The organism is Thioflexithrix psekupsensis, from assembly GCF_002149925.1.
In the GTDB taxonomy this organism is placed as follows: Bacteria; Pseudomonadota; Gammaproteobacteria; order Beggiatoales; family Beggiatoaceae; genus Thioflexithrix; species Thioflexithrix psekupsensis.
The window spans coordinates 128351-148699 of record NZ_MSLT01000012.1 but is presented as its reverse complement, the minus strand read 5'-3'; the positions used below and the strand labels follow the sequence as shown (position 1 = coordinate 148699).

At 42.6% G+C, this 20349-nt stretch carries 14 protein-coding genes and 1 tRNA gene; 7 read left to right on the top strand and 8 right to left on the bottom strand.

The features are described 5' to 3' along the window. Nucleotides 1-147: 147 nt before the first annotated feature. Nucleotides 148-2895: an FG-GAP-like repeat-containing protein gene (locus TPSD3_RS05820; RefSeq protein WP_086487641.1), complete on the bottom strand. Its 2748-nt coding sequence runs from the start codon at nucleotides 2893-2895 to the stop codon at nucleotides 148-150. A 285-nt stretch (nucleotides 2896-3180) separates the two neighbouring features. On the opposite strand from TPSD3_RS05820, the gene TPSD3_RS05815 reads away from it, so the two are divergent. The 4 genes from TPSD3_RS05815 (at nucleotide 3181) to TPSD3_RS05800 (ending at nucleotide 5630) form a co-directional block, all read left to right on the top strand. Beyond that, nucleotides 3181-3267: transfer RNA gene (locus TPSD3_RS05815), tRNA-Leu, on the top strand. 222 nt (nucleotides 3268-3489) lie between these two features. Continuing rightward, entirely contained in the window at nucleotides 3490-4158 is a 669-nt protein-coding gene (locus TPSD3_RS05810) for a DUF6901 family protein (protein WP_086487640.1), read from the top strand. Nucleotides 4159-4381: 223 nt separating this feature from the next. After that, nucleotides 4382-5071 carry a DUF6901 family protein gene (locus tag TPSD3_RS05805; RefSeq protein ID WP_245391533.1) on the top strand — a complete coding sequence of 230 codons (690 nt, stop codon included), beginning with the start codon at nucleotides 4382-4384 and terminating at the stop codon, nucleotides 5069-5071. Next, entirely contained in the window at nucleotides 5064-5630 is a 567-nt protein-coding gene (locus TPSD3_RS05800) for a hypothetical protein (protein ID WP_086487638.1), read from the top strand. Before TPSD3_RS05805 ends, TPSD3_RS05800 begins: the two co-directional genes overlap by 8 nt. A 16-nt stretch (nucleotides 5631-5646) precedes the next feature. Here TPSD3_RS05800 and TPSD3_RS05795 read toward each other — a convergent pair whose 3' ends face one another. The 6 genes from TPSD3_RS05795 to TPSD3_RS05770 form a co-directional block, all read right to left on the bottom strand. Continuing rightward, on the bottom strand, nucleotides 5647-7476 hold the full coding sequence (locus tag TPSD3_RS05795; RefSeq protein ID WP_086487637.1) for an ATP-binding protein: 1830 nt from the start codon (nucleotides 7474-7476) through the stop codon (nucleotides 5647-5649). Between the two features lie 35 nt (nucleotides 7477-7511). Next, nucleotides 7512-12983, bottom strand: coding sequence for a sensor histidine kinase, YfiR-like protein-associated (locus TPSD3_RS05790; protein ID WP_086487636.1), 5472 nt, complete (start codon nucleotides 12981-12983; stop codon nucleotides 7512-7514). Then, complete coding sequence (locus TPSD3_RS05785) at nucleotides 12980-13588, bottom strand: TOL_0243 family YfiR-like periplasmic protein (protein WP_245391560.1); 609 nt, start codon at nucleotides 13586-13588, stop codon at nucleotides 12980-12982. Before TPSD3_RS05785 ends, TPSD3_RS05790 begins: the two co-directional genes overlap by 4 nt. Nucleotides 13589-13961: 373 nt before the next feature. Next, nucleotides 13962-14588, bottom strand: a complete 627-nt coding sequence (locus TPSD3_RS05780; protein WP_086487634.1) for a DUF4398 domain-containing protein — start codon at nucleotides 14586-14588, stop codon at nucleotides 13962-13964. Nucleotides 14589-14654: 66 nt separating this feature from the next. Then, complete coding sequence (locus TPSD3_RS05775; RefSeq protein WP_086487633.1) at nucleotides 14655-15257, bottom strand: pentapeptide repeat-containing protein; 603 nt, start codon at nucleotides 15255-15257, stop codon at nucleotides 14655-14657. Between the two features lie 396 nt (nucleotides 15258-15653). Continuing rightward, nucleotides 15654-16997, bottom strand: a complete 1344-nt coding sequence (locus TPSD3_RS05770) for a GGDEF domain-containing response regulator (protein WP_086487632.1) — start codon at nucleotides 16995-16997, stop codon at nucleotides 15654-15656. A 292-nt stretch (nucleotides 16998-17289) separates the two neighbouring features. On the opposite strand from TPSD3_RS05770, the gene TPSD3_RS05765 reads away from it, so the two are divergent. From TPSD3_RS05765 to TPSD3_RS05755, 3 genes are all read left to right on the top strand, one after another. After that, the gene (locus TPSD3_RS05765; RefSeq protein ID WP_086487631.1) at nucleotides 17290-17814 is read left to right on the top strand and encodes a hypothetical protein; all 525 of its coding nucleotides are present in this window, start codon (nucleotides 17290-17292) and stop codon (nucleotides 17812-17814) included. A gap of 312 nt (nucleotides 17815-18126) precedes the next feature. Next, nucleotides 18127-19107, top strand: a complete 981-nt coding sequence (locus TPSD3_RS05760; RefSeq protein ID WP_086487630.1) for a TonB-dependent receptor plug domain-containing protein — start codon at nucleotides 18127-18129, stop codon at nucleotides 19105-19107. 45 nt (nucleotides 19108-19152) lie between these two features. Then, complete coding sequence (locus tag TPSD3_RS05755) at nucleotides 19153-20160, top strand: TonB-dependent receptor plug domain-containing protein (RefSeq protein ID WP_086487629.1); 1008 nt, start codon at nucleotides 19153-19155, stop codon at nucleotides 20158-20160. Here TPSD3_RS05755 and TPSD3_RS05750 read toward each other — a convergent pair. After that, the gene (locus TPSD3_RS05750) at nucleotides 20157-20342 is read right to left on the bottom strand and encodes a hypothetical protein (protein ID WP_140048497.1); all 186 of its coding nucleotides are present in this window, start codon (nucleotides 20340-20342) and stop codon (nucleotides 20157-20159) included. The genes TPSD3_RS05755 and TPSD3_RS05750 overlap by 4 nt on opposite strands. Nucleotides 20343-20349: the final 7 nt, after the last annotated feature.

Genomic DNA, 20349 nt, shown 5'->3' with positions numbered 1-20349 from the left:
CCATCGCGCTTGGCTAAATGATACGCATATTAACACAAGTCTTTCAATATGAAAAAAATGAACAAAATAATACATAAAATAAAGGCACACTCATCTCTGAAATGTGCCTTTATCTTTGGGCAAATATGGCCTGTTATTTAAACGTGATTATTCGATTAAATAAACCGCTTGAGTTTCGCCCGTGGGATAAGTAATGACGATGTCTTCAATACGGTCTCCATTGAGGTCATCGGTGGTAGAAAACTCCACACCGGCTCGCTCTGCTTTACCGCCAACCGTCACTTCGTAATCCAAAACGCCCACCAATACCCGTGTTCCTAAGGTGAAAGTCACTAAACCATCTTGTTGCAACTCGATTTGTTTGGCGTTGCTGCCTTTAATCGAGAGATTCATTAACAGCTCAGGATAAGCGGCCATAGGATACACATATTGTTTACGTTTTTTCCCCTTGCGGTCAACAAACACATAACCCGACAAGCGACGGTTCAAAATGTAAGGCGAAGCCACCGAAAAACCCCCTACACTCATCTCAGCCGTCACCACTTCTGATCCCAAAGCCGCTCGCGCACAAGCTCGTTTTGATTTGTGTTGGGTCATTTTGACGGCCAGTTGTCCCGTTATGTTGAAGGTCAGATCGCTCAAGCCGTTTTGTTCCAACGCCATCACAAAACTGGTTCCATGTTGTGGGGTGGCATAAGTAACAATACGTTGTCCGCGAGTGGTGATAAAAATTACCCGACCATCCGTCGTCATTGAAACACCCGCCGGCGCATTTTCTTCGGCTTGTTCCACCTCAACAGGAACAACCGCGTACACATTATCCCCTTGATCCACTTCGATGTGTCCGTCGTCCACATTTTGCGTAATATTTTCACCGGGGAACATCACTTTGATGTCTTCTAATACCGGCGGCGCATCTTCAACAATGCTCGTTTGGGTCAAATCCACCGCATCAAAAGTAACGTTCATGCCTTTGACTCGTTTAGCTTTTTTGATTTTTGGGAAGGCGGGAGTTAATTTCAATTTCACTGGGATGTCTTTCTTATGACGGAATTTCACTCCCGGACCAACCACCAAACGCGCACTCACATCGAATTTGACATTGACAATCACCGTGTGCGCCACACGAACAGTACCTTTAATCACACGATTTTCGATAACCACCGGTTTATCTGGCGTACCAATGACCGTGACATCTTCCACTGGCACTTCTGGATCGCTGGGTAACTCTGTCACCACCGGTAAATCAACCGCCATACGTTCGCCATAACTCAACGCCGTTAATGCGGCCGTTTGATCGACGGCAAAGAAACTTTGTACCAATTCGCCATTTAGCTGATAAACGCGCACTTCGCGCCCACCCGCTAAACTCACAATAATTTCCGCAATCCCATCTCCAGATACATCGCCCACAGTCAGCAATAAGCCTTTTAAATCAGGAAGTTGGCAACCTGCATTGGCATTTTCGGAGTCATCATCAGTCGATTCACTGGCACAAGCTCCCAAAGTGCTACCACTGGCTAAATGTGCAGGAACGGCATTTTGAGACACTTCAAGTGTTTTACGACCTTTATGGCAAATTAAGGCTTTTTCTGTCTTATCTGCTTTTTCCTCGCCATCTTCTTTGTCGTCGTCTTTATCGCCGTTGTCATCCTTATCATCTTTATCATCGTCGTCATCATCGTCATCGCGTCCATCTCGAATGGCACGGCGATTGGTGACAGCGATATTCTCTAAGTCACTGAAAGCAGAGAACTCTCCTAATAATTCTCCATTCATCTGATAAGCGGCAACCTGATAAGTTTCGCTGGTTTCTGCTAAACCAAGCACAATAGCCATTTGATCCGCCTGCGTCACACGACCAACCGCCACCACCACACCCGGTGCTTTATCGCCATTCGCTAACGCACGGAAAGAAGTCAATAATTTTCCTTCGGCATCATACACATAGACATTGTCCTCTGTGCCAGAAACGGCTTTAGTCACAATCAATTCCGCCTGCCCATCACCCGTCAAATCGCCCACCGCAAAATGAAACGGAGTCGCTTCTTGGAAAACAGGCACCGCACGAATGGCTTTACCATCGGCTTGATACAAATACAAGCGTGAGCCGGGACTTTGTTGTGCGACAATAATTTCTGTTTTGCCGTCTCCATCTAAGTCACCAAATTGCGTGTTTGCGCCTTTGTCGTTGCTGTTGGTGGCAATAGAGACAAAATGTTTCCCTTTGGCATTGAACAAATAAACGTCGTTACCTTTAGCCAATTGGCTCACAGCCACATCGCTGGATTGGTCTTGATCAAAATCAGCCGCACTCAGAACAATCCCCTGACTGTCAAAACCCGGATCAAAGCGGTAAATGGGTTCTCCCACTTCAGTCATGAAAGAGACCCGGTTATTAGTTTTACAAACATGCGCCCCAGTCACAATAACCCGCTCACCTGCAATCGTACCACCGGCCACTGTGCGCAATACGGTTGATAACACAGGATTTTCATCGTCTAAGGTAATTTGTTGCGTTTCAAAGACATAACCTGCTTTTTCGCCGGTTAAAGGATAAGTTCCCGCGCTTAAACCCACCAATTGATAATAGCCATTGGCATCACTGGTGGTTTTCCATTCGCCCAGAGACACTTCTACATCACTTAAAAATTGATTGGCTTCATTCAGCACTTGGCCTTCTACAATGAATTCTAAGGTGATTTGGGTGCCGGGTTGACCGGGGTCATCCACGATTACGGGAGGGGAGGGAAGGGTGTTTGAATGCCCGACGGCATCAATGGGTATTGGTTCTGCGTTAGGTGCAGGTTCTGTGGTATCTTGCGCCATTGAGCAGTGCATACTCAAAGCCAGAAAACACAGCAACGGGGCGTTAAGAGAAAAATATCTCGCCATAAGCGTTCAGTGCTTCCCCTCTGCCAACGCACGGCATCGCCGAGATCGTCGAACAGAGACGATTCACATGCCTCCTGATTTAATTACAGTTGAGTTGTAGCCTGATTATTTGTGTTAAGAAAAATCTACACAATGTCTAAACAATATACCGTACTTTTAAGAAGAGCAAGCAGAACAGCCTGACCCAACCCCCTCATTTAAAATTAAATAAATGGATTTGTGCAAATTTGTGCAAAAAAGACTTTACAAAATAGTGAAACTCACCTAGAATGCAACTTTCCTTATGCCGGGGTGGCGAAACTGGTAGACGCGCCAGACTCAAAATCTGGTGGTGGTGACACCGTGTCGGTTCGACTCCGACCCTCGGTACCAATCTTATACCTTCCGTAATTCCAAATCTGTTCCCTTTCTGGTCAAACCTAAAGACATCGGCGTTGCCTACCCATGAAATTGTTATGACAGTCGTTAATAACAACCGTTAATGAGAGTGTGGCAACGGATAAAAGGTTGGTATTTTGCGGCGATTCGGTCGATAATACTGGTCTAGTCACCTGATGCCCACAGCCTGTTAAATTATTTTTCCGGAAACGGCGTATGTTTATTGAATATACCTTTACCATAGACGATGGAAAGGTGTTACATTATCGCGTTGAATTCGACCGAACACGTGAACACCTTCTTGATCCCGCGTCCTATCCTGATTGGACAGTTTTAGAATTTCACCAATGTCCCAATTGCCCGTTGGACAAAACCACGTTTTCCCATTGCCCTGTGGCAATTGATGCTTATGAAATTCTGCAAGGTTTTGCCGATGTCATCTCGTGCAACGAGGTAGATATTCACGTCAAAACGCCTGAGCGAGAATATTTTAAACGTGCCGATGCCCAAACGGGTTTGCGCGCTATTATTGGTTTTGTCATGGCCAGTAGTGCTTGTCCTATTTTGGCACAAATGCGCGGCATGGCATTTTTTCACCTGCCTTTTGCATCTATGGATGAAACCGTTTTTCGCGTCACATCCTCTTATCTATTACACCAATATTATCGCCATAAAAAAACAGGCGAATTCGATCTTAACTTTGACGGCTTAAAACAACGCTTTAAAGAAATGCAAACGGTGAATTATCATTTTTTAGAGCGAATTCGTGCTGCCAGCGAGGCGGATTCTAATTTGAATGTATTGGCGACTTTATTCACCATTTCTTCTATGCTTTCATTGTCATTGGAACGCCATTTGCGCGAAATTGAACATCTTTTTGATTAAAAAATGGGATTGTGCGGTAAGAAATTGGCTTTAGCACGGCCTTTTTTGCACACCGCACCTTGCTTTTTTTTGACTAAAACCCAGTGATTATGAGAATATGAGAAGATGAGTCACACTGTTAATAAGCGGCATCTTTGCGCGTGCTATCGGGATTAATTCATTTAATTAATCGGGTTTCATTTGCTATCCTTCGGTAAGCCAAACAATGTTTGATCAAGGGAAAATGTTTATTGAATACACCTTCAGCATGGATGATGGCAAGGTGTTGAATTATAAGATTAATTTTGAAAGACCCCGTGCGGATATTTTGGATCGAGAAGATTATCCCACTTGGACAGAATTGGATTTTCACCAATGTGCCAATTGTCCTTTGCGTCCAGAGGATTATTCGCATTGTCCGGTGGCGATTGATGCCAAAGAGATTATTTTGGGTTTTCGGGAGATTTTATCGTGCAGCGTGGCGGATGTGCGCGTATTAACGCCCGAACGGGAATATTTTAAACGCTGTGATGCGCAAACCGGTCTACGGGCTTTAATTGGATTTGTCATGGCCACCAGTGCCTGTCCGATTTTGTCGCGGATGCGCGGCATGGCGCATTATCATTTGCCATTTGCTTCGATTGAAGAAATTGTTTTTCGCGCCACCACTTCTTATTTATTAACCCAATATTTCGTACATCAAGACGGGCGAGAAGCCGATTTAGAATTAACAGGCTTAAAACGTCATTATGAAGAATTGCAAACGGTTAATTACGATTTTCTGCAACGCATTCGTGCTGCCAGTGAGGCGGATTCGACTTTAGATGTGTTGTCTACTTTATTTTCCATTTCTTCATTTTTATCTGGCAATTTAGAGCAGCATTTAAAGAAATTAAAACCTTTATTTGCCGAATCTCCTAAAGTAGATGTCTGAAGCGCGTCGTAATCAATATGATCGACACCACTGTTTAGAACAGGGACAACGCGCCGAAGACCAATTTATCGCGCTGATACAACAACGCGGTTGGCAGGTGCAGCGCGCATCAGAACATGCAGATAAGCATGAGCATTGGGATTGTGTGATAGAAAAGCCGCCGCGCCGTTTCAAGGTGGATGTCAAAGCCATGAAGCGCATTCGGCGACAAGATGTCACCGTACAAGATCAATGGTTGTGGATAGAACTGCACGGCGTGCGTCCCAGTGATCGCGGCTGGTTGTATGCAGGACAGGCTGATTTGTTGGCGATTGAACAACAGACACATTTTTTACTGCTGAAACGGCTTGATTTAATTGATTTTGTGGATCAATTCGTGGATCGTCAGAAACAAGTTGCCACTGCGGATCAAGCGCGGTATTGTGTTTACTCTCGCCCCGGCCGTGTCGATCAATTGACTTTGATAGAAATTAAACAATTATGTCGCTATTTGCAAGAAAACAAATCAGAAGAAAATAAACCTGCTTATTATCTTCTTGAAAAAATGATAAATCCATAGCGTCGGAATCTCAGAATTAACGCGGTTTAGTCGATTCTTTACGCAATCTCCAGCGTTCTAAGGCTTCGGCTAAGGCATCTAATTTAATCGGTTTAGACACATAATCATCCATTCCTGCGGCCAAACATTTTTCTCGATCTCCGCGCAGTGCGTGTGCGGTCATGGCGATAATGTAAGGGCGTTGATCGGGGGGCCAGCGTTTATGAATATGTTTTGTGGTTTCTATGCCGTCTAATTCAGGCATTTGAATGTCCATAAATACCACATCATAAGCGTGATGTTCAATGGCTTCTAATGCCATTTGTCCATTATCGACAATATCCACTTCATGTCCCAATCGCCGCAAAATTAATTGCGCCACTTTTTGATTGGTTTTATTATCTTCCACTAATAGTAAACGCACATCAGGCAATAATGAATCATTGACTTCTTCTTCAGGCTCATTGAATGGTTCGGATAAGTGCAGCGGTTTCACCACCACTGTAAAGTGAAAAGTAGAGCCAATTCCTACCTGACTTGTCACCCATAATGTGCCGCCCATTAATTGGCTTAATTGCCGACATAAAGCCAATCCAATTCCCGTCCCGCCATAACGTCGTGTTGATGAGGTATCGACTTGGCTAAAAGATTGAAATAAACTGCCTAAACGTTCGGGTGGAATGCCCACGCCTGTATCTTGCACAGTGACATATAATTCTAAACGAGAACTGTCTAAAACGCGGCTAATCACTTTTAAACGAATTTCTCCACTATCAGTAAATTTCACTGCATTATCTAATAAGTGCGATAACACTTGTTGAAAACGGTTGGGATCGCCTGCGATTCGGGTGGGCGTTTGTTCGTCAAAAGATAAAGATAAATCAATCGGTTTATTTTTTAATTTGCTGGCTGTTTTTTCTAAGCAATTTTCGATTAATTCATATAGTTCAAATTCTTTAACGTCTAATTTTAACGCGCCTGATTCGAGTTTAGAAAAATCTAAAATATCGTTAATTAATTTTAAAAACGCATCACCACTGACATGAATGGTTTCGACCAATTCGCGTTGTTCATGAGACAAGGAGGTTTCTAATAACAATTGGCTCATGCCAATGACCGCATTCATGGGCGTGCGAATTTCATGGCTAACATTGGCTAAAAAGTCACTTTTAACGCGGCTGGCCGCTTCGGCTTCTTCTTTGGCGTAAAGCAATTGGGCTTGCGTTTGTTCAATATTATTAAACACCCAAAATCCCAATAAAATAATCACCATCACCGCAATAATGCCAAGCACTAAAAGCCAAAAAATGGCTTGTTGATAAGTTTCTGTGGCATTTTGTTCTGCAAGACGGGTTTGTTCGCGTTGATAAGCGAGAAATTCATCTAATGAATTTAAAATCATCTTCTGCATGGGCAGAATGATGTCATAAGATTTTTCTGCTTCGTGATTTTTGCCTTGCAAACGGTGATGAATAAACAATAACACATGATCCAAAGCCCGCATTGCAAATTGAGTGGCACGAGTTAATTGTGCGGTTTCTATATCGCTTAATGGTTGGCGTTCTAATTGTTCAGAGGCATCTAAAAATATATCGGTTAATTGTTCAAAACGATCATAGGCTTTTCGTTGTTGTGTGGTGTCGGATAATAACTGTATCTCGTATAATTTTTGCAGCCATTCTTGCGCCGCATTGTACATGCGTGTGGCTAATTCAATTTTGACATTATTGTGTTTAACAATTTGTTCTAAATGCGCGTTAATGGTCTGCAAACGAAACCACGCCATAACGCTCAGTGCCAGTACCAAAAAAAGGACACTAATGACGGTAAGCGTAATAATATGTTTATTGTGAAGGCGTTTTTTCATTAATAAGCAAAGAAGGGTATGAATTAAATCTTATTTTAACGGCAGCGAACGCGATAAATTTTTTGTGGTAATGATTTGCCTTTTAAATTAGTGGGAGGCATGGCTTCGGCGTGATGGGCGGTGGGGAGATGTTGCACCATCTGATACACGCTATCAGAAATAATGACTTCTCCCGATCCCGCTAAATTGACCAAACGAGAAGCCACATTTACGCTATCGCCAATAATGGTATAATTCATGTAGCTGGGAGAACCCACATTACCCACAATCATATCGCCTTTATTAATGCCAATACCTAAACCGACTTTAACGTGATAAGTATTTAACCATTCTTGTTCTAATGCAATAAATTCTTGCTGCATTTCTGTGGCCGCTGCTAAAGCGCGACAGGCATCGTCGTCCTGCGCAAATGGCACGCCGAAACCAATTAATAAGCAATCTCCCGCCATATTAAACACCGTTCCATCATAGCGATAAGCCACTTCAGTCAGCATGGTAAAAAACGCATTTAATAATGCCACCACTTCTTTCGGTTTTAACATTTCTGACATCGCGGTAAAGCCACGCAAATCAGCAAACATCACCGCGGCTTCTTGACGAGTTTGTAAATCGACGAGAAATGTTTCTGCGGCTTGTTCGGGATGCTGCAAAATTTCATCGACTAAATTGGGAGAAACATAGCGTTTAAATAAATTCTTTAAATAAGTTTGTCGCTCTTCTTCTAAACGCATTCGGGTATTTTGATAACGAATTAAAGAACGCACCCGTGCCATTAATTCTTCTCGATTAATGGGCTTGGAAAGAAACTCATCCGCACCCGCTTGTAAACCATGAATGCGATCATGTTGTCCATCTAAGGAAGTAATTAAAACCACAGGCGTTAATGCACTGTGAGGATTTTGCTTAATGCGCTGGCACACTTCAAAACCATTCATTTCAGGCATCATCACATCGGATAAAACCAAAGTTGGATTTTCTGAAGACAATAATGACAAGGCATCTTTGCCGCTATTTGCGGTAATGACTTGATAACCTTCAGCCATTAAATAACGGCTAATTAATAGTGAATCGTAAGGCTGATCATCAACCACTAAAATTTTTGTTTTGTGGGGGTCGGGATCGGGAGCCGCTAAAGGTAAAATGACAGGAAAAGGGACATTTTCTTTTAAGACCTCATTTTTTTTTTCCACTGCCAAATCAGTAGGGATTAAAAGGGGAGGTTGATGATTTTCTGCATGTGCTGCCGTATTAGTAATTTTAGTAATTGGGGTGGGTTCTTCTTGTCCTAATAAACGGGCTAAAGCCACTTTAACATGTTGGTATAAGGTATCTAATTCGGTAAATAGACTTTCCACGTCAGCCAATTGATTCTCGCGGCCGCATTGTTCTAAGGAAAAACACAATTCAGCCAATTTATTTAAGCCTAAATTACCGCTGCTTGATTTTAAAGTATGGGCGCAATGGCGAATGCGTGCGGCATCTTTTTCAGCGATAGCTTGACGACATTGCGTCATTAATTCTTCGGCATCAGACTGATAAGTTTGGGTTAATTCAACAATTAATTCAGGTATATCTTCGCCCACTAATTCGACTAAAGTGGAATGAATTAACTCATATAATCCTTGAATTAAACTTTGATCTAATGCTGAAGCGGTAGACATTTTTTCTACGGCTACAGGCACGGTTTCAAGTTGTTGAATTTGTGAAGTGGTAGAAGCGGAAGCATTTCGTCCCAAATAAGGTTCAACACCGCGAATAATTTGGGTTAAAGCCCCTTCTAATATTTGATATTCTTGACTTAATTCTGCCAATAATAAATGACTGTTTTGACCAATTGCTTGTTGTCGCCCTTGATTTTCTAAGCGTTGCAACAAATCCGCTAAACTCACTGCCCCTAAATTGCTGCTGCCTGAGCGCAAACTATGGGCTAAACGAGTGACGCGCTCTGGGGAGCGTTGTGACACGGCTTCTTTCAGTTGTTTTAATTGCGCTCGACTTTCTTCCAGAAAAGTACTGAGTAAATCGTGCATTAATTCTGGATTATTAATATCAATAAAAGCCTTTAAATGCAATTGAATTGCTTGGGCTAATTGATTAATTTCTGGCTTATCATTTTCCTCATGGACAATCTGAATCACTACATTTTTAGATTCAGCCATTGCCTTTTCTGAAGAAAGGGGTTGGTGACCTAAAGTAGCGTGCAAAATTTGGGTTAAATGCTGATATTCTAATTGCAATTGTTGCACTAAAGGCGCGATGCCCACTAAATCCCGTTGGCGGCCACTTTGCTCTAATTGTTTGCAACAATCCGCTAAGAAAATCGCCCCCAAACTGGCACTGCTTGATTTTAAACTGTGCGCGGCACGCTCCAAACGCTCGGCATCTTGTACTAATTCGGCTTGAATAATTTCCTTTAATAAAGGCGCGCTACTGCTTAAATAAGTTTCTAATAATTCGCGCATTAATTCTTCATCATCACCCAATAAATCCTCTAAAGCCTGTTTAACTTGGTTTTGTAAAATATCAAGTGGCGTGGTTTGATAAACAGGAACAGCCGCTTGAGGTTTTTCAGGAATGGGAATGCTAATTTTTTCCGTTTTCTGCAAATGTACGGGCGCATTCAAAGTGAGCAATAATTGTGTTAATGCGGCTTCAAAGTGGCGATATTCAATAACAGTTTGTTCAATGGAAGTATTGAGAGCGGATAACTTTTTTTCTCGCGCTTGCTGCTCAATAAATTTACATTGTTCAGCCAAAGAATCCGCGCCTAAACTGGCACTGCTTGATTTTAAACTGTGGGCAGCAATTTCTAATTGTGGTGCATCTTGTGTGGTGATGGCTTGTTGCAATTGCGTCACTAATTGTTCGCTGCTTTGCAAATAAGTTTCGATTAATTCAACCACCAATTCAGGCTCTTCTTCTCCCACCAAAGTGAGTAAAGCCTTTTTGGCGTGTTGCTGTAATGTGGCAACCCGTTCGTGGTTTATTTTTGGGGTAGAAGAGTCACGCATTGGAAGCTCAGGAATAACGGATTTAACGGGAGAAGATTCGGGAATTGTGGGCGATATAACAACGGGTATCGCCGATTCAGTAACGGCTTTAATGGGGCGACGCAACGGACAGCGTTGCAACGCTAAAACCAATTCCTCAGCTCGAATGGGTTTGGTGACGTAATCATCCATACCCGCTGCCAAACATTTTTCTCGATAACCGCGCATGGCGTGTGCGGTCATGGCCACGATGTAGGGGCGTTTTTCGGGTTGTGGCCAGCGTTCTAAAATTTGTCGGGTGGCTTCCATGCCGTCCATTTCTGGCATTTGCACATCCATTAAAATCACGTCATATCTTTTCAATTCTAAAGCCGCTAGAACTTCTCGCCCATTATTAGCAATATCGGCCTCATAACTAATTCGTTTTAATGTTAATGAAGCAACCTTTTGATTGGTCACATTGTCTTCAGCTAATAAAATCCGTAATGGGCGTTGCTGTCCTTCTAATAGATTTGGTGTGCTATTACTAGAATTTAATTCGCTTTCTAAAGCAGGTTTACTTGCTCTTTCTTTCTTATAAAGTACATCTAATAAGCAAGTAAATAATTGTGATGTTTTAACAGGTTTGGTCAAATAAGCAACAAATAATCCTGTATCAAAATCAGCCTGTTGCCGTCCCAATGAAGTCAGCATAACCAGTGGTAACGCGGTGGAAGGATGCTCAGTACGAATGGCTTTGGCTAATTCATGTCCACTCATCGAAGGCATTCGCATGTCTAAAATAGCCAAATCGGGAAAGCTATCTTTACGAGAAAGTTTGCGCAATGCTTCTCTGCCATCCACGGCCTCCTCGGTGATAATTCCCCACGATTTCAATTGCAGCGTTAAAATGCGGCAATTGGTATGATTATCATCGACCACTAAAATGCGTTTATTCTGTAATTTAAGTCGGGCTGATTCTTCAAAATCAGCCGTGTGTTGTGCCACTGCCTCAACGATAATGGTAAAATGAAAAGTAGAACCATGATTCATTTCACTTTCTACCCAAATTCGTCCCCCCATTAATTCGCATAAATGGCGACTAATCGCTAAACCTAATCCCGTGCCACCATATTTGCGTGTCATTGACGTATCGACTTGGCTAAAAGAACGGAATAAACGATCCATACGATCTTTAGGAATGCCAATTCCCGTGTCTTTAACGGCAAAATACATTTCTATTTTATTATCGCCAAGATGTTGGCTAGAAATCATAATGATGACTTCGCCACTGTCAGTAAATTTAACCGCGTTGCTTAATAAATTGACTAAAATTTGGCGTAAGCGCGTCATATCTCCGCATAAAAATGCAGGCACTTGATGATCAAAGAAACTGGCTAATTCTATTTTTTTCTCCGCCGCTCGCGGAGCCACTAAGTCTAAAGCCGATTCTACGCATTCGCGCAAATGAAACGGATGCGCTTCTAATTCTAATTTACCCGCATCAATTTTTGAGAAATCTAAAATATCATTAATCAGTGACAATAAGGCATCGCCGCTGGTGCGCACGGTTTCTACGAAATCGCGTTGTTCTGCTGTCAATTGGGTTTCGGACAATAAACTGGTCATGCCAATTACCGCATTCATAGGTGTGCGAATTTCGTGGCTCATATTGGCGAGAAATTCACTTTTAGCTTGACTGGCCACTTCGGCGGCTTCTTTGGCCTCTTGTAAATCTTGCACCATTTGTTCTAATTCGACATTAATGGTGGATAATTCGGCCGTACGTAATTTGACTTGTTCTTCTAAATGTTCTCGGTGGCGCGCTAAAATATCATCTCGGTTTTGAATTTGCGATAACATTTCATTAAATGCATCCACTAACATGCCCAATTCGTCGCGCCCATAACGAATGGCGCGAATGGTATAATCACTGTTGTGAGAAACCCGATCCGCAATTTCTACCAGATGTAAAATAGGACGAGAAATTAAAGCCTGTAATCGTGCTGAAATCACAAAGGCAATTAATGTTGAAATGAGCAAAATAGTGAAAATAATCCCCGTATATTCCCACAATAAGCCGTAAATTTTTTCTAAATCAGATTGAATATAAATCGTGCCAATATCTTTATTATTTACATTAATGACATCGAATAATTCAAAACGATTGCTAGAAAAACGATGACCTTCTGGGGCAACTAAAGGGGCTTTAAAACGAGTGTTATTATTTTCTCTGACATATTGAGCAAACACATCACCTTGGGCATTGTATAAAACTGCCGCCACCACATGCGGTTCTGCACTTAATGCACTTAATGTCACTGTCGCCGAATCGGCCTCAAAAAAACTTAAAGAAGCGGTGGTATTTGCTCCCAAAATTTTCGCTAAAATACCGTGATCTCGAATCATCGCTGTACGCAGTGAATTTAATTCGTTAGCGGCAAAGAATATGGAAGCCGTTAGTAAAGCAATGCTGTTGGTCAGCATGACAATTAAAATCAATTTGCGTTTGATGGATAAATCGGCAAAAACTTTCATGGTAAGTTTTCCGAACAAGCGGCTAAAGCTGAACGTGTAATTTTGGAAAGATTGAGCAAATTGGCATCAGCTTTCAAACCAGTTTGATCGATGGCATTGGGATTAATTTCTAAGCGCACCCGTTTGTTTGAATTAAAAAATCGAATCATTCCCCCAGATTCGATAAAGCGATCATGTTCAGCCACGGTTAAGATGGGATAACGGCAGGTGAATTGGTAAATATCAGCAAAATATTGCTGCTGCGAATCGCTAATAAACAAAATGTGACAATCACTGACTTCCAACCAATGCGCAAGACGATGCACCACTAAATTCCGTCCTCTGGCTTGTTGATCTTCAATAGCCGCCTCCAATTGCAGACCAAAAGGATCATCCCCCAAAAGACAAATAGAAAACGGAGTTTGCTCATCTTCAAAAACAGACGGCGGCCAATGGATAAAATTGGCAAAATTATATAAAAATACTGCCTTCAATTGATATTCTTCTGCAAAAGAAGGCGTTGCCCCCACGCGATAAGGGGTAAATAACGCTAAAAAAAACAATACGAAAAGACAAGCCCCCGCACGCCACTGCGGTGAGGGTGAGTGGATTTCACGTATCCCCATCAAGTGTATTTCCTTGCCGCGCCGGGGGGGAATAGGACATGACGAATTTAAACCAAGCATCGTTTTAAACTGCGATCCAGCACGAGGTAATGTTGAATGTCAAAGCCATCAGAGCGCGTTGTGTATATCATTTTTTCTTTAATCAAACTTTTTATCCATCACACAATAATAAAGTGAATCATCTGTCGAATCTTAACCATGAAACGAATCATTTGATTCGATTTGATTTGATGTCAGGTACGGTAACGCCATTTTATTACAAAAAACCAGACATTTCTGTATCATATTTAATATTGACATAATCATCCCGTCCACCCTGGTGGGCGAATGCCTAAACGTAGATCAGATAGACTTGCTCATCATAACGGATAGTTTACGGTATTGGAAATGGCGAAGTAGATAGCATGAGAAATAAATCTCGGGCTTTGTTGCCATTTTGGTTGGCTAGAGCCGCTTGGATAGCCTGAACTAATTCCATTTGTTCATCGGATAATTGGGGATGCTGCTGCTGCCAGGTGTGCAACCATTGTTCGACTTCAGTCAAGTAATAGGGATTCAAGCGTTGTTTGGCTGCGCGGTAAGTGTCATCTGCGTAGAATAAAGTAGAACGCACATCACCCGTCTCAGCCGCATGGCGTGCTTGTTCCAACGTGGCTTTTAAGGCCTCTGCGGCTTGGGTATCGTAGTGATGCAATGTGTGCAATACATTTTCTGCCCTCACAAGTGCTACAGCCATGGTGTGGGCGGCAATCGCGGCTTCTTTGGCACTGAGGGCGTGTTCTCGTGCGCTTTGGACGTTACCCGCAGAAAAATTCAGTTCAGCATGGCTAAGTTTAAAAGTCGCCATTTGCACTTGTTGATGGGCATATTTCTCGGCTTGCACCAATTGGGCGGCCTGTAGGGCTTGGCGAGCGTCGCTCATTTCCTGCGTGGGGAGTAAAGTGGTGCAGCCCGCAAGTGTAAAAATCGTCGAAAACAGAAAATAATGGATGGTTCGCATGATAAATTCCAAACCAATCTGTTGGGTTGTTGGGGCGACACGGTCAAATTTGGCTGTATGTGGCTGTTAGGCTTCGCCATGGCCAGTGTGCGGATGTTCAAAAAATGCACCTTCCAATTTCGCGCCCGTTAAATCGGCATCGGCTAAATTGGCTTTGTATAAACAAGCACCGGTTAAATAGGCTTCAATCAAGTTGGCTTCTTTAAGGTTTGTTTTAAATAAATTGGCACCCGTTAAGTTAGCACGAAATAAGTCAGATTCGTATAGATTAGCACGAAATAAGTTAGCCTCTGAAAGATTTGCCTCCGAAAGATAAGAAGCCAATAAATAGGCTTTGGTCAGATTCGCCTCGGATAAATTCGCTCCTGTCAAGTTGGTTTTTGACAAATAGGATTCACTCAAATTCGATTCGCTCAAGTCGGCTTTGCTCAGATTGGTTTGGGTCAAATTGGCTTCGGAAAGATTTGCGCCAGAGAGGTTTGAACCCGATAAGTTGGCATGGCTTAAATCGACTTTGCTGAGGTTGGCGCGGAACAAATCGGCTTTGGTCAGATTTAATCCTGATAAATTTGAGCCAGATAAATCTGCCCATTCAGAGGCTTTGGCACGCCATTCGTTCCATGCTTTCACCCCTTGTTGAAGGATGGCGAGATGTTCTGGTTTTGCCATGTTGATAAAATCCTTAGACCTGCACGAGTAGGCCAACAGTTTAAATGCAAGTCAATGATCTTGTCACGGTGCATGGTGAAACACGCCTATAAGCCGATCCTACAAATTAAATTTTGTTGGATTAAGTCGTTAAACAAAAATATTCAGCGATGAGAAAGTGTTCAGAATTTTCACTTTTCTACCGCCCCCTGCCTCCTTCCGCTTGCTGGGAGGGAGAAAGAGAAAATGAGGTTATTTTGTTAAATTTTAATCATAAAAACAACCTAACTACTCTCCCTCCTAGCAGGAGAGGCTTTGGGGCGGTAGAAATGCGAATAGTCCAAATTATTTCTGTTTTGGTACTTGATTATCGGATTATTTTATCGGCGCGTTAATTTTTTATACATTATCCCCAGTTTAGGCTGAAGTAATATTTTTATGCGTCATGCACAAACAAGTGCGATTGTGTCCTTGTTCTTGCGCGCTGTGTAAGGCACTGTCGGCATCGGAAATTAAGGTGGCTAATGTGGTTTCTGCCACGCCTTCGGAGGAGGTTAAGCCAATACTCACAGTGACTTCTAAGCCTTCTGGGTTGAGACGGATAATTTTCTCGCGCAATTCCTCTGCCAAACCTCTGCCCAGTTCTAAAGTACAGTTGGGCAGCAGCACGGTAAACTTCTTGCCCGCAAAACGCACCACCATCGCTTCGGGCGGGAAAAATTCGTTTAAGAACTTGCCCACCACGTGCAGAATGTGATCGCCGATCATGTGACCTTGCACTTCGTTGATCACTTCAAAGTGGTCTATGTCAATCATCATCATACACACATGGGTCTGTTGTTGAATCAGTCCAGGCCCCTCGTCGAGTAGATAACGCTTGTTGCGTACGCCCGTTAAACTGTCTGTGGTCGCCAAATGGTACATGTCACGAGAAAAGCGTTTTAATACGTTATATTGGTGTTTGACCAATAGCAGCGATTTGACCCGCGCAATCAATACTTCTTCGATCACCGGCTTGGTAATGAAATCGTTTGCACCCGCGTGGAAAATTTCGGCTTGGCATTCTTTGTTATCTTCGATGGTGATCACCAACACGGGCATTTCTTGCCGTGAATAGTGCAGTTGGGTACGAATGGCATAGAGCAGGTCGCCCCCTGTCATTTGTCCTTCTAAGAAAAAATCAGTGAATACAATATCAAAACCACTGGTGTTATCGCCGACGTTATCGGGGGTGGCTTTGGCTTTTTTCAGTAGGGCTAAGGCTTCTTCGGCACTGGTGGTATGGGTGATGTAGAGGCCGTGTTTTTCCATCAGCGTTTGGGTGGTTTGTGCGGTGCTGGGGCTGTCTTCAACGTACAGTATCCGCCCCACTAAGCCAGAATGGCGTTGCGAAACGTCTTTGATGAATTCGACCAGTTTTTTGTAGCCTAATGATTTGTTGAAATAATCGGTGACTCCCGCGGAAAATCCTTCGCGTAATAGCCGCGTGTCCGCGTCACTTGACACCACAATCACGGGGGTGAGGTGTTGTTTTTCACTCTTGCGGATTTCATGGCAAAGGTCTAAACCATCCAAGCCGGGTAACAGCAAGGAAGTGGTGATGAGATCAAATTTTTCTCGGTGTAAATATTCCAAAGCCTCTTCTGCACTGCCACAAGTGACGATGTAGGCATCGTGCATTTCTTTTTGCAGGATGTGTGAGATGATTGACCGAGCAACTTCGGAACGATCAACAATCATGATGCGACTGGTTTTTTGCATGGGGTTAAACTTAATCAGGTGTATCGTTATTTTACCGGCCGTTGATCGTCCCGCGCATCTTGAGAGATGTTTTCTACTGGGGTGATGCGTGATGACGTTGGGCGTTGAGTCAAAGTTCTACAGAATGTAGGGTCACGTCTATGCGCTTTGATTTTAAGGATTTCAGTCTATAGGGTAAACGATTTTTTCGCAGGCGCAATGGGTTAAGGGTTGTATGGCTTGAATCATTGCTGAATTATAGATAGATCGCAAGTTCTTGTGGTTTATTTTTTAGTTTTTTGGGTGTTTTATCATGATGAATTTAATGGAATTGGTGCGTCCTTTTTGGGCAATTTGTCGTTTACAACGGGGGCCGCAGGATTTACCGGCGGCTGGAGTGTTATTGGGATTGGTGGCGATACTGCATTGGATAGTCAACACATTTTTGTTTTTAAGTCAAACACCTGCTTTACGGGCGGTGGGGTTAAGCGGTTTGGAAGCGGTTGGGTTGATGGTGTTGATGTATGGTTTATTGTGGTTTTTGGGTAAGACAGCGCGTTTTGTCCAAACGGCTACTGCATTTTTTGGTTGTGCGTTGATCATTGAGGGGATGAATTTGCCTTTTGTGTATTGGTTTGTGCAGGCGCAACGCGATGAAGCGGACATCAGTTTGCCTTTGTTGGTGATTTTGGGATTAACAATATGGTTATTGGTGGTGTATGGGCATATTTTGCGTCATGCTTTAAACGTCTCAATGGGTATGGGCATTATGCTGGCATTTACCTTGTCGGTGTTATTAAGTACGTTATTGCGTTTTGGTGTGGGGAGTTGGGTTTAGATAATACTCATTGATGGATTTGATAACGAACATTTTTAATTCCATGTATTTTATTACTTTAACCCACCACTTAAACGCTTTTTTTTTAATTTTAATTTTATTTCAATAGTTTATAATTATTTTATTTGAGATACATTTTTATTCTGAAAACGGCATGATAGCTGCTTAAAAATCAATCTGTATATTAGAAGATAATACCATAAAGTTTAACATTCTATGAGAGAATGCGAGTTGGATTTTGCGTGTTTTATCTGATGATACTTAATGTTTGGTTTTAGGAGTACAATAACTTCTACGTTTTGAGGATAAAAAATGAGATTTCATTCTTCGCCTTTGTTGAGTGTTATACTGTTGTTAAATGCAACAAGCCTTTCTGCACAACACGAAGACGGTACTTTAGATGTCAAAAATTTACTCACGTTAGACCTAGATGGTTTAATGGGCGTAGAAATCATCAAGTCGGCTTCCAAATATGGTCAAGAAAGCAGTGCAGCCCCAGCAGCGGTGAGTGTCTTGAAAGCCGAGGAAATTAAAACCTATGGGTATCGCACCTTAGGAGATTGGCTGTCGAGTGTGCGCGGATTTCATACGGGAAAAGATGGCATTTATCCTTACTTGGGAGTGAGGGGGTTTGCGCGGCCAGGTGATTATGGGACACGAATTTTATTATTAGTTGACGGCCATAAGATGAATGATAATATTTTTGGTACGTCAATGGATCTCCCCGCTAATCTCGATTTAGATACGATTGATCGCATTGAGATTGTGCATGGCCCGAGTTCTTCATTATATGGTGCGGGCGCGTTTTTAGCGATTATTAACGTTTTTACTAAAAATCTTCGTGCTTCTCCCGAAGATAAAAAACCTAAAAACAGTGAGTTCGGAGTCACTGTAGATTCGCAAAATGCGCATACTGTGCGAGCATCTTACAGTAAAGCATGGGAAAATGGCGTAGAAATATTGCTTTCTGCCAGTCAAAGCGATGATGTTGGACAACATATTTATATTCCTGAATTTGATCAGGAAGACGGCAGTGATGGAATCGCGCACCGACGCGATACTGAAGACGTAAAACGTTTATTGGGTAAACTAAAATATAACAATTTAACCCTCACCACGTCTTATATTCAACGTCGTAATGGTTACGAAATCCCTTTGTATTATTCTATATTCGACACCCCCAACACCGTGCAAGACATGCGCGCTTATACGGCACTACATTATGAAAAATTGGTCACGCCCGATTTAAACATGCACTTTCACCTTTCTTATAATCAGAGCCGTTATGTATGACATACTTATCTAAGCGATGAAAATAATGATGAGGCACTCACTGGCATAGAAAACCGCTCACGATTCACAGGACGGGCTTGGAAAGGCGAGTGGCAGTGGGATTGGACGTTGGGGCAGCATCGTTTAACAGGGGGACTAGAGTACCAAGCCAACGTCTCTCAAGAAATGCACAACGATGATATTTATCCCGTTTATCACCCTTCGTTTCACTACGAAGCACGGGATCATTATCGTGCGGCTTATTTACAAGACGAATACACTTTAAACGATAAGATCAGTTTCAGTGCGGGCTTGCGTTATGACGATTATGACGGTTTAGGCAGCACAGTGAACCCTCGTTTGGCCGTGATTTATCGCCCGAATAAGGATTTATCGATTAAGGGAGTGATGGCGCGGGCATTTCGTGCGCCTTCTGTGTTTGAAAAATATTACGAAGATGGTTATTTGTTAAAACGCAATCCATCAGGACTTGATGCAGAGACCATTCAAGCTTACGAAGTGATTTTTGAATACCGTATGAATCCATGGATGCGCGGAGAATTGTCTTTGTATAACTATGAGATTAAAGATTTAGTCGAGTTTAATAGCGATCCCGTGGACAACATTCCCTTTTATGACAATTTGGGACATGCCAAAACCCGCGGCGTAGAATTTCAAGTGCAAAAACACTGGGAAAATGGCACGGAAATGCGTTTAGGATATGCGTGGCAGGATGTGCGGGATCAGGATGATAATATTCGCTTATCGGGTTCCCCGCCGCATTTGTTGAAATGGCGGGGCAGTTATCCGTTGAGTGAAAATTGGCGATTGGCGGGCGAAATGCGTTATGTGGCCAGCAGTTATAGCCATCATGATTCCAATGTGCGTTTACCGGCTTATACGTTGACGGATATTACTTTAAGTGGAAATGTGGATGAACACTGGCAATTAGGGCTTAGTCTTTACAATGTGTTTGATAAAAAATATTTTTATCCGCTGTCCAGTGATTTCCCTATTGATCGCTATGCTGGCGAGGGGCGTACATTACGATTAAAAGTGGATTATCAGTTTTAATCATGGTGATGAGGCGTGTTTTTTTTATCGGTATTGATAAGGGGGGGAGTGGATACGAATGGTTTCTCTAATGTTGCTGTTTTTTCTAAATAAACTTGTTGCAATTGCCACCATTGTTGTGCCTGCCGTTGACGTTGTTGGACTTGTTTAAAAAACTGCTGTTGCTGGCGAATGCTCATCATAAATCCT